The following is an 11,934-nucleotide window of genomic DNA, read 5'->3' as shown; positions in this document are numbered from 1 at the left end:
AAATAGCCTCAAAACTTAGATTTTTAGACCACCACAAATAACTAATACTGATATCTCCTTTTGTTCAAAGTCTCAGTATGAAATCACCTGAATATAGTCCCCTTGTTACTATTATTATAGTCAATTATAATTACCATCAATTCTTATCACAGGCTATTGAGAGTGCACTACAACAAACGTATCGCAACATAGAGGTAATCGTTGTAGATGATGGTTCCACAGATACTTCTATCGAAATCATATCTGATTATGCCGACCGACTGATTACCATCAAGAAACAAAATGGAGGACAGGCCTCGGCGATGAACCTCGGATTTGCTGTTAGCCGAGGCGAACTAGTTCTTTTTTTGGATGCCGATGATTGGTTATTGTCAGATGCAGTACAACGTTTTCTCACACTCATTAATACAGAACATAAAATTATTTCTAAAGCTCATGCACCTCTGTTATTAGCAAATGAAGAAGGTATTATATCTGAAAAAAGGGTTCCCAAACAACCGCTAAGCTTTGGTGACTTAAAGGGGCACATTCTGAAATTTGGTCCAGAAAGTTATGTATGTTCACCAACATCAGGCAATCTTTGGACACGTCATTTTTTAGAGCAATCGTTACCGATACCGAATAAGACATATAAAACATCTGCTGACTCCTACTTATTTACCCTATCCCCCCTATTTGGTGAAACATTAGCAGTAGGTCATCCCATTGGAATGTATCGCGTACATGGGAAGAATGCTTATTGGAACTCAACAACGCAGATTCAGCAGCTGCGTACTGACACATATCGGTATTTATCTAGGGTCAAAACCCTCTATCGTGTTACACAATCATTACAATTACCAGTACAACCTACTAGTTGGAAACTTAACAATCGTTACTATCTAGCTAAACTTGTTATTTTAGCTAGACTACAGCACAGGAATTTATCTTTTAGATTATTGGTAGCCTGTCTACATTCTGGTTTAGTTGCCCCAATTTCTATTGTCAAAAGATTAGGTTGGATGAGCTGGTTTTTTGCTATTTGGTTTGCCCCTAAAAATTACATCATTAAGTTAGCACAGCCTTTTTTCAAACTAAAAACACGGCTTTAAAGGGCTATTAATTTTATGCGTATTGCCTTCCTACTGCGTAAATTCCCAGTACTTTCAGAGACTTTTATAATTAATCAAATTGTTGGCTTAATCAGCCGAGGCCACGAAGTAGATATTTATGCAATTTATAAAGGCCATAATATCAAGCATAAGCTTTATCAAGACTATCACTTAGAAACTCGTACTACCTATGCTCCAAATGTACCCATTAGTCCCATTAAGCGAGCATTAAAGATTGTTTGGATATTCTCAAAATACATAAAACATCTGCCCATACTATTGAGATGCTTGAATTTTTTTCAATTCAAACGTCAAGCTTTTTCCTTATATCTCGTTTATCTTGGGATTATTTTTTTAGAAAGACCAAAAAAATATGACGTTATTCATTGTCATTTTGGTCTTGTAGGTCTGATTGGATGCGATCTTAAAAGTTTAGGCTTTTTAGATGGCAAGTTAGTAACATCTTTCCACGGGATGGACCTGAATACGTATCCACAGAAACATGGCTTAGATGTTTATCAACGTTTATTTAATCAAGGTGATTTATTTACTACGAATAGTAATTTTTCAGTGACTAGACTTATATCTTTAGGTTGCCCTCAACGGAAAATTTGCAAAATCCCCATGGGGGTAGATATCAGTAGGTTTAGTTATCATTCCTTCGAACATAAAGACAAGGATCGAATTAACCTTATCTCAGTAGGTCGGTTGGTAGAGTGTAAGGGCCTTAAATATAGTATTCAAGCTGTAGCTAGCTTAAAGTCTAAGTACCCTAAACTGAATTATAAAATTATTGGTGATGGCCCCTTACTTAAACCACTCCAAATATTAATAGACAGACTCGGAGCTGAAGAGTACATTCAGCTTCTAGGCAGCCATACCCAAGAGCGGGTACAAAAGTATTATCAAGAGGCTCACTTTTTACTTTTTCCTAGCATTGTAGACAAGGAAGGTGCTGAGGAAGGTCAAGGACTTGTTGTTCAAGAAGCTCAGGCCTCTGGTTTACCAGTAATCGCAACGGATATCGGTGGAATTTCAGATGGGCTTATTGATAGAGTAACAGGTTTTTTAGTCCCTCCTGCAAGTCCCCAAGCTATAGCAGTTCGCTTGAAATATCTATGTGACAACCCAGCACTATGGCAAGATTTTTCTCATAACGGCCGGGCTTTCGTGGCAGAAAATTTTAATTTAGATATATTGAACAAAAATCTAGAATCTCGGTATCAGGAGATATGCGGCTATGGCTAAGCCACTTAAAGTCTTAATGGCCCACAACTACTATCAAAATAGTGGTGGTGAAGATATTTCTATGGCGACCGAGATCAGTGTGCTAAAACAGGCGGGTCATCAAGTACGACTTGTGGAATGGCAAAACAGTAGTATTTCAAGGATGAGTAGGCTTGAGAAGCTCGCTCTCTTTTGGCAAACAACTTGGAATATTGACTCCAATAATCGTGTTTACCAAACACTCAAAGCATTTAATGCTGATTTATTCCATGGACAAAACCTATTTCCTTTAGCTTCTCCTTCGGTGTACAACGCAGCCTATCGTTTAGATGTACCCGTGATCCAACATCTACGAAATTTCCGGCTAGGATGTTTAAACGCCTATTTATATAGACAGGGCAGCGTGTGTGAGGATTGTATTGGTCGGAATCCTTGGCGTGGCCTAATCAGACGTTGTTATCGAGACTCTTGGCCAGCTTCAGCTAGTTTATGGCAAATGGTAACAACCCATCGATGGCGGCGCACATGGCAACACGATGTGAATGCATTTATTACGCCAAGTCATTTTTCAGCCAATAAGTTGATCGAAATAGGTGTTCCAGAAGATAAGCTTTATATTAAACCGAACTTTATTGCTGACCCAATATGTACAGAGGATGAAATTGCCCCTCATCCTCAACGGCCACTTTTTGTATTTGCGGGTCGACTATCTGAGGAAAAAGGGGTCTTATTGCTTCTGAAGGCATGGTGCCTAGTCAAAGAGCCTGATTGGCAACTGGTGATTTTAGGAGATGGGCCAGATCGCTTAAAACTTGAACAGTTTTGTCAAGAGAAACAACTAGAAAATGTATCTTTTATAGGACGCCTCACCCACGACCAAGTATTAGAAAGGTTTCAAACCGCTAGTTTGATTCTCGTACCTTCTCTGTGGTATGAGACCTTCGGAAGAGTTGTCATAGAGGCTTTTGCTTGTGGGAGAGCTGCTATGGTCTCTGACTTAGGAGCCTTAGCAGAGCTTGTAGATGAAAATACAACCGGTTGTAAAGTCCCCCCTGGAAATGAGCGCGCTTGGGCGGCTCGTCTTCAATGGTGCGGTAATCATTTGAATGAATTAAAGCAATGGGGAAATACGGCAAGGTCCATCTATAAGCATTTTTTTACGCCTGAAGTAAATTACAAACAGCTAATGGAGATTTATACTGGAGTCCTACGTGGGTAGCCTAGCTTACTCAGTATTGAAAGGGTGGCGTCATGATAAGTCAGCAGGTATCAATTTTAGGTACTCGGGTGAATGGCACAAGTTATACAGACGCCTGCGATCGCATTTCCCAATGGGCGAGCACCCGTCAATCCTGTTATATCGTCGCCGCCAATGTCCATGTGGTGATGACGGCCTATTCGAACCGAGCCTATCGCAAAATTTTGAACCATGCGGCTTTGGTAACACCGGATGGGATGCCATTAGTGTGGGGACTACGGCGACTGGGCATTAAACATCAGTCGCGGGTGTATGGGCCAGATTTAATGCTGGCCTGGTGCGATCGCGCCGCCCAAGAACATCTACCAATTTATCTCTATGGCGGCACCGAAGACATGCTGCAGCGTCTCGTCAAAAACCTACAGCACCAATTTCCCCAGCTACTCATTGTCGGCACCCATGCCCCTCCGTTTCGTCCGCTCAGCCCAGCAGAAGAAAGCGCCGATATCGCCACCATCCATCAATCGGGCGCCGCTGTCGTATTCGTCGGCTTAGGCTGCCCCAAACAAGAAGAATGGATGGCCCGCCAACAAGGAAAAATAAACGCTGTCATGGTGGGGGTGGGAGCCGCCTTTGCCTTCCATAGCGGCACCGTGTCCCAAGCCCCTCGATGGATGATGGCATGGAGTTTAGAATGGCTTTACCGCCTATACCAAGAACCGAGACGACTGTGGCGACGCTATGTCGTCAACAATACGGCATTTCTCCTATTATTTGGGCTGCAGTTAATGAATCGAGCAATGCGGTCTATCCTAGGGACAGGGCATTCTGCTAGCTAACGGTTGCCCTGCTTGTTTGTCAAAGCAGTGCATGAAAAACATAGTTTCAGACAAGCCAGACTGCCAACAGAATTTCCTGCTGGCCATGGGAACAGACATTCGAGCCGCCCGCGGGATCCATCCGTCAAAGTGGTTTGGCTGGACCAGTTTTAGGGTGATTATTCTTTTGCTCAGCGATGCGTTGGCCCTAGGCGTAGCGTGGCAATTAGCCAGATACTTCAACCAATTCTATTCACCCATTCCCCCCCAGCTTGTGTGGTGGAACTGGTTAGGCCTACCTAGCTTATTTTGGCTATTTGCCGGGGGCACGCTGCTGCTGTTTACCCACTATGGTCTCTACGGCCAAACCATACGGACCAAGGACTACTTGCGTACGGCCCAACTGATTAGTAGTGTCTATTTTTTATCGCTGGTCTTAGCCTATTTCTACGATCCTAAACTCGATGCGCCCCGGTCGTTATTCTTTACGGCCTGGGTCAGTAGTGTCCTGTTGGTGTGCCTTACCCGTGTGTGCGCTAATGGTGTATTGGCCCATTGGCAAGGTGTACGGGCACCGACACGGGTCTTTTTAATTACCCAGCCCAATCGCCTACGGCAACTGGCCAAAACCTTAGAGCGCCGTTCTCCCCATCAAGTGGTGGGGGCCGCCATGGTCTCCATGGCGAATACAGAAACGACGTTTCAACGCATTTTGGCAGCGAAGCCTGATGAGGTACTGGCAGAAGATGTCCCCAATGTGGAGCTAGCCTCGGGACTCTACTGGCGATTGCGCCGGGTCAATATCCCCTTGCGGCTGCTGCCCTCTAGCCGGGAAATGCTATATCGGCGCGGCATCCCTGAAATCGTCGCAGGGCTACCCACATTAATGATTGAAACCTCAGTGTTTCAAGGGTTAGACTATCGTATTAAGCGTTGGCTGGACTACGGGTTAGCAACCCTGGCAGTCCTATGCTTAAGCCCCGTATTTCTAGGAATTTCAGCTGCAATTCGCCTCACATCACCGGGGCCCATTTTCTTTCGCCAAGAGCGCATTGGCCTACGGGGACACCCCTTTAAAGTATGGAAATTTCGCACCATGACCGTTGATGCCCCGCAAAAGCAGGCTCAACTAGAACAGCAAAACCAAAGTGCCGATGGCATCCTATTCAAACTACATCATGACCCACGAGTCACCAGGGTAGGTAAATTTTTGCGGCGGAGCAGCTTAGACGAACTGCCCCAGCTGTTTAATATCCTGCTGGGGCAAATGAGCTTGGTGGGGCCTCGACCATTACCCCTGCGGGATGTGGCTCAGTTTGAACCGTGGCACCATACGCGCCATCAGGTGCTACCGGGAATTACGGGCCTATGGCAGGTGTCGGGTCGCTCTGATATTGAAACCTTCGATGATGCCGCCAGACTAGACTTGCACTACATCGACAACTGGTCCCTCAACCTAGATCTAGAAATTATGGTGGCCACCCTGCGGATCGTTTTAACCGGGTTAGGTGCTTATTAGGGCATGGTGATGATGTTGTTGTAGGGTAAGTGCGGCCCACAGTCCAAGGGCATGGTATTTCAACTATGGGAATATCTCACCGATTAACTGCATATGAACGTTTACTGGGGCTAGGATTACTGGGATTAGCCACATTTGCGTGGCTACCTGACAGCTATTTCCGGATGATGAGCTGGCCCTGGATCATGGTTTGGCAGGGGGCCTTTCTTATCACTATGGCCGCCTGTTTTTGGCAACTGCGTCGGTTGCAACAACCGTTTTATCGCCTGGGCTTTGGTTTAGATTGGCTAGCACTAGGGGTGGGGGTGAGCTTAGTGGTTAGCAGTGTAGGGGCCACCTTTCCGCTGCTGGCGCTGCAAAACGGGCTGATGGTGATCTGCTACGGCATTTTGCTCTATGGCTTGCGCAATACTCGTTGGAGCCCACAACAACTTTGCGAAGGCTTAGTTTGGGTAGGTGCGATCGCAGCCATAATTAGCCTTGCCCTATGGCGACCAACACCGGACATGTGGCTCTCAGACAACTTTTATGACGCCATTCGCAATCGCTTTCCCCTAGGACACCACAATTTCACCGGCGGCTATTTTGTCTTAGTAATGCCCGTGGCCTGTGGCCTAGCGCGGCTCCATCAGGCTTGGCGGCGGTGGCTATACGGCCTCCTCGGCATCGTAATTGCCATGGCACTATATGCCTCAGGCTCCCGAGGAGCTTGGCTTGGCGGTCTTATTTTAATAACGATCACCCTGGTTTGTAGCATTGCCCGCAGCCGAGGCAAAACTCGTTTAGTTGCAATGTCCATCTCAAGCGTGGCCTTGTGCCTAGTCTTGATCCTGGCAGGGAGCAATCCCCGCATACGCTCTTTAGTGGTTGATTTTCACCCCCAAAATTTAACCAACCTAGAAACATCAACAGGCATCCTCAACGATGGCCCCACGGTCGATCGCATATTTATGGCGCAGGCAACGGCCAACGTTATCAAGCATCGTCCCCTAATCGGACTAGGGCCTGGGAATTTGGGCCGCCTCTATGAACGCTATCGCCCTTTAGCGACCGGGAACGGCCTCAGCCAAGTACAGCAAGTACACAACACCCCCTTGCAATTGATGGTCGAGCTGGGGGTCCTAGGGGTCCTAGGGTACCTAGCCCTGGGACTTTGCATAGCCAGACTAACCATAGTCTCCTATCGTTCGGGCACCCTGTCGTCGCCTCGAGACCAGCGCCTCAGCGTAACCATCGCCATGGGGTTTCTGGGCTACGGCATCTCCAGCCTAAGCGACTACCAATTAGAAAATATCCCCATTGCTGCCACCTTAACCATACTCCTGGCCGCCCTAACCAAACTCGGTGGGGCCAGTTCCACCACACAATTTTCGCGAGGCATCAGGCGATGGAGCAGTGTTTTAATCCTCATGGTCGTAGCTCTCGTCGCTCAATTTTGGTTGCGATCGGACCTAGCCCTCTGGATCACTCACCAAGGCTTGACCTCCATTAACCAAGGAAATCTGATTCAGTCCGACAACAAGTTCTACACGGCTGCTGCGTTAACGCCCTGGGACCCCACCCCCAGCGCCCTAGGAGCACAACAGCTAACGGAAATCACCCCTACCGCCAATGATGAAAACCAAAAGATTTTACGCCAAGAAGCGCTGGATCTCTATCGACGGGCACTCCAGGCAGCGCCCAATGATATTTGGTTTAATCAAAACCTGGCAGTGCTGGCTTGGCAAACTGGGGATGTGCAAACCGCCCACAGGGCCATTGCAAAGGTCGTTCAGCTGAGCCCCAGAAGCAAAAACCATAGCTACTATCTTCTGGGGCTTACCGAGCAAGCCCTAGGTAATATAGATGGGGCGATTGAAGCATGGGCATTAGAATGCCTAATTAATCCACAGGCAATTCTATTTACCAACTGGGACCAAGAGTTAGGGCCCTTTCGCGAAGCTATATTTGCCCAGGTTGCCCAACACTATCAGACCATTCTTGAAAAACTAACGCCAGATCACCCTATCCATACTTCTTTAGAAAACCAAATTCGAACATTAGGATGGTGGTCTGAACAACTCTCCACATCAGACCTTTCATCAGACCGTCCTTTGCTGCAAGCATTGTTTGTCAGCGAAGAAAACAAAGATCGCGCTGGCGCTTTATTGGATCAATGTATCGCAGATATCCCAGAAGATATCACCGCCTGCCGTTTGATTAAAGCCTGGCTAACGCCAAAAACGTTAGATAGCTACCTCAGTACCGTAAATCTAGATCTCGCAGAACAAACGGTGCTGCAAGACCATATCAAAGAACACCGCAACCTGAAAACCTGGATGAGATCGACAACGCAACCCATCAATAGTAGTCAGCGCGTGGCCTTAGCCTTGCTATACCGCAATTACTATGCCCAGCGCATCACCTCAATTCTGTTACCAGAGAATTTATACCAGTTTTCATTACCGGTCTCGCTCAGGCTTTTTACCCTAGCGTGGCCTAGGGAATTTACGCCATTGGATACACTGATAGAAAATATTCGAGCGAATAGCCTAGGCTTGCCCCATCCCACCCACAACAATTTTCAACTAACTGATCCACAAACGGATCAGACGCCTTCAAAGACAAGCTAGCCCATGGGCCAGACACCTTTCCCAAAAGCCTTATTGCTAACACCTTAAAAAGACTAGATAGTTTCAAATTCTTATGCCTTCCTCCTCCCCAGGATCATCTACCCCATCACTACTTGCACCTCAAACAGCGGATGGTAATTTAATCGGCCTATTGAGCGTTGGCTTTTATAGCCTATTTACCCTACTGCCCAGTAGCCATTCCCTGATGGTGTCGTGGCCATGGGTCGCAGTGTGGCAGGTAGCTCTAGTGTTGCCCATTATCTGGCTCCTGTGGCAACTGTGGTTTAAGCCCCTATCTGCCTTTAAATTAGGCTCAGGTTTAGATTGGCCCATAGCGCTTTTAGTCATTGGCTTGGCCATCTCCACACTTTTCGCAGAATTCCCCAACCAGGCCATTTGGTATTCATGGGCAGCACTGGGGGGAGTTGCCGCAATTTATGCCTTATGCGGCTGGTTAAGAACATCCCACCAGGCAGTCCAGGTGCTCAAATTTCAAGCCATACTCGGCATTGCCTTTATTCTTGTCAGCTTGGGTATGTGGCTGTCACAAACCTATTTCCCTGAGCTGGATAGGTTAGCGGCCCTAGAACCCTATGGTGTTTCCCAACAGTTTAATTTTGGGATAACGAGCCTACGCAACTGGTATCCCCTGGGGCATCAAAACTATGTGGCGGGGTATTTAGTTTTAGTGTTGCCCCTATTGTTTGGCTTAGCCATAGCGGATAACGGCTGGCAGCGATGGCTGTGGGGAAGTGCCTGTTTCCTAGGGTTAGTCGATCTCTATACGGCTAGTTCTCGGGGCGGTTTATTGGCCTTAGTAGCCACGGTTGCGATCGCCCTGATTATTGCCCTATTTCGCGCTCAGCTACCTCGCCGATTGGTCCTGCCCACAGGCTGTCTCATCTTATGCATATTAGTTGCAACAACCTTAGGCAACAGTCGCGTACGACGCCCCGTGCTAGCCCTACTACAAGGCAAGACCAACAACAGTGAACTCGGTTATCGCATCATCACAAACGTCATCGGCTGGCGGATCGGCATCGACCATCCTTTCACTGGGGCGGCCCCTGGCAGTGTTTTACAGCTTTACCAAAAATATCGCCCCTACTGGGCAGGGCGTGAAGCCGAACTCCATTTTCAGCTCCACAGCACCCCGGCCCAACTCTGGGCAGAACTGGGGCTATGGGGCATAGCGGCCCTGGTGAGTATAGTCGGTCTATTAGTTTGGCTCACCTGGCGTTGGAGCCAACAAAATTCCGAATCTTGGCTCGCCCCCACATTAGTGTGGAGCTTGGTAGCCGGCCTATTTGCCTATGGTCTCATGGGGCTTACAGACTATCAGCTAGATACCCCGGCCATTAGTGGCGCACTAATCGTTGATCTGGTTGTTTTAGCCAAGGTGTATCAACCTCCCAATCAACAACCTTTATCCAAGGAACCAACTAACCAATCATCATCTAAAGTTTGGGTCGGACTGGGCATAGGCCTACTCCTAGCCATAACCCTGTGGCTAGTGCCTGTGCATCGAGCCTGGGCAATCTCTAAACAAGGATTTCAACACCTTGAGCGCGGCAACTTCGACGGGTTTGAAGCAGCCCTAACCCAGGCCAATCAATTAGCCCCCTGGGAACCCTACTATCCATCCATGCTGGCCTGGACCTTAGGAGACTTTAGCTACCAAACCACGGGAGAGTCGAGCGCTGCCCTAAGAAATGCCGCCATTGAATGGTTTGAAAAGGCTAATGCCGTTGCTCCATACCAAGAATTTGGTCAATCGAATCTAGGCTGGCTGTTACTGCAAACTAAACCAGATGAAGCTGTTAAAAAATTTGCCAATGCGGCCACGCTTGTACCCGCCAAACAAGGTATTTTCTTTGGACTAGGGCAAGCGTTGGTAACTAACGGCCAACCAGAAGAGGCAGCGGATGCCTTTGCATCGGAAATTCTAAGATTTCCCATGGTGATGACCAGCCCAATTTGGGAGATTACCGAGCTATCCAATATACAAGGTGATGTTTTTTCCCAACTAAAAAATTTATACTCTCAGTTTTTAAACGACGAAACAGCTCTCGAACTAAAACAATATTGGCAACAAATGCGCGGAACCCTGAATTGGTGGCAAAACAACAATATTGCTGCTACCAAAGATTGGCAAAACTTTTCAACTGGGCAAGTACTTCTTAAAATGTCTCAATCTAATCCTAATATCACTGTCCAAACTCTACCAGAAAAAATTATAGGACGTAGTGCTATGCTGGCTTGGATTGCACCAGAAGAACGTTTGCCTCTCTTTGAAAAAGTTTCAATACAGACCCAAGACCAACTCCCTAAGCTAAATGCCACATCACCGACAACAAAATTAATCGAGCAATTAGTTACCACAATGGAGAATTCAAATAGTTTTAACGATTGGTTAAAAAGAAACGTAATTGTCTCTCAACCGCGTAGTCAACGCCTGGGTTTCGGTGTTCTCAATCGACATATCGATGGTCCGCATCCTTCCGACTACTACACACGTGTTGTCAATCAACAGATAAATTTATTTTTTAAGTCGATGTTTATAACATCAACATGGGCCCCAGAGTTAGATAAAACTCTGCAGCCTTTCAAAAATAACTTACTGAAAATAATTTCTCAGTCATAATCTTTAATACGATTTCTACAGACCCAAATAAATATTAATCGTCAGTTCTATAGCGAACTGTTACTTGACCATTCTCAGCTACCAAGACTTGCCCCCCCAGGGACTCTATATTATCAATAGCTGTTTTCCGAACATGATTATCAATAGCCCTATTCAACACAGACATCCAACCATTGATAAGAGCAGGTTTGCTGTTTGGATCAGTCGCTAAAAATTCAGCAGTTTGTTGAGAAACTTGGGCAATATAACTAGCTTCATTACGAATAGCTTCATTTCCTAAGGACTGCTCTGCCCATTTTGCCGCCATTTCAAAGGATTGTTGAGCAGCTGTATTATCTCCTGTAAACAACATCTCATCGATACCTTTATATCGCCAAACAAAATATGAACGAGGCGGTAGATTAGGTGCCATCGATTGTAAGCCTTGATCCATTAGACGGATAGAGTCTTGAGGCTGCCCAGCATATACAGAAACCGTATTTGTTAGATATAGATATGCACCTAAAAACAGTGGATCACGATCAATTATTATTTCAAAAAAGTCAGGGGCATGACTATAGCCAGCAAGTTCTCTAGTTTCAGATTCTCCAAAATATTGAACAAAATTTAATAGCGTCCAATCAGCTAACAAGTTACGAAATCCAAAAATAGGCACCCGCTTTAAGAAGCTTAAATTGGCAGCGTTTAAAGCTTCTTCAGTCTCAACATCCAATACTGAAATCTTTTTCGAAGATATTTTAAGCTCTTGCAAAGAACTTAACTGCAAGATACCCAGAACTATCAGAATGCCAATAAGTGAAATATTTCTCACGTCACCTAACTAGA

8 protein-coding genes are annotated in these 11,934 nt (G+C 46.2%); 7 read left to right on the top strand and 1 reads right to left on the bottom strand.

The window, feature by feature from the left end:
- Positions 1 to 77: 77 nt before the first annotated feature.
- The 7 genes from IXB28_RS04035 to IXB28_RS04005 all read left to right on the top strand — a co-directional run bounded on the left by IXB28_RS04035 (position 78) and on the right by IXB28_RS04005 (position 11,109).
- Entirely contained in the window at positions 78 to 1,091 is a 1,014-nt protein-coding gene (locus tag IXB28_RS04035) for a glycosyltransferase family 2 protein (protein ID WP_215617258.1), read from the top strand.
- A 15-nt stretch (positions 1,092 to 1,106) separates the two neighbouring features.
- Positions 1,107 to 2,339: a glycosyltransferase gene (locus tag IXB28_RS04030; protein ID WP_215617257.1), complete on the top strand. Its 1,233-nt coding sequence runs from the start codon at positions 1,107 to 1,109 to the stop codon at positions 2,337 to 2,339.
- Positions 2,332 to 3,537, top strand: a complete 1,206-nt coding sequence (locus tag IXB28_RS04025) for a glycosyltransferase family 4 protein (protein WP_215617256.1) — start codon at positions 2,332 to 2,334, stop codon at positions 3,535 to 3,537. The genes IXB28_RS04030 and IXB28_RS04025 overlap by 8 nt, the downstream gene beginning before the upstream one ends.
- Positions 3,538 to 3,569: 32 nt before the next feature.
- Positions 3,570 to 4,355 carry a WecB/TagA/CpsF family glycosyltransferase gene (locus IXB28_RS04020; protein WP_215617255.1) on the top strand — a complete coding sequence of 262 codons (786 nt, stop codon included), beginning with the start codon at positions 3,570 to 3,572 and terminating at the stop codon, positions 4,353 to 4,355.
- A 31-nt stretch (positions 4,356 to 4,386) separates the two neighbouring features.
- Complete coding sequence (locus IXB28_RS04015) at positions 4,387 to 5,853, top strand: sugar transferase (protein ID WP_215617254.1); 1,467 nt, start codon at positions 4,387 to 4,389, stop codon at positions 5,851 to 5,853.
- 215 nt (positions 5,854 to 6,068) lie between these two features.
- The gene (locus tag IXB28_RS04010) at positions 6,069 to 8,465 is read left to right on the top strand and encodes an O-antigen ligase family protein (RefSeq protein ID WP_215617253.1); all 2,397 of its coding nucleotides are present in this window, start codon (positions 6,069 to 6,071) and stop codon (positions 8,463 to 8,465) included.
- A 73-nt stretch (positions 8,466 to 8,538) separates the two neighbouring features.
- On the top strand, positions 8,539 to 11,109 hold the full coding sequence (locus IXB28_RS04005) for an O-antigen ligase family protein (protein ID WP_215617252.1): 2,571 nt from the start codon (positions 8,539 to 8,541) through the stop codon (positions 11,107 to 11,109).
- 34 nt (positions 11,110 to 11,143) lie between these two features.
- On the opposite strand, the gene IXB28_RS04000 is transcribed toward IXB28_RS04005, so the two are convergent.
- Positions 11,144 to 11,920 carry a hypothetical protein gene (locus IXB28_RS04000; RefSeq protein ID WP_215617251.1) on the bottom strand — a complete coding sequence of 259 codons (777 nt, stop codon included), beginning with the start codon at positions 11,918 to 11,920 and terminating at the stop codon, positions 11,144 to 11,146.
- Positions 11,921 to 11,934: the final 14 nt, after the last annotated feature.

It is taken from the genome of Leptothoe kymatousa TAU-MAC 1615, assembly GCF_018739865.1.
GTDB classification, from domain to species: domain Bacteria; phylum Cyanobacteriota; class Cyanobacteriia; order Phormidesmidales; family Phormidesmidaceae; genus Leptothoe; species Leptothoe kymatousa.
This window is presented reverse-complemented; position numbering and strand designations above follow the sequence as displayed.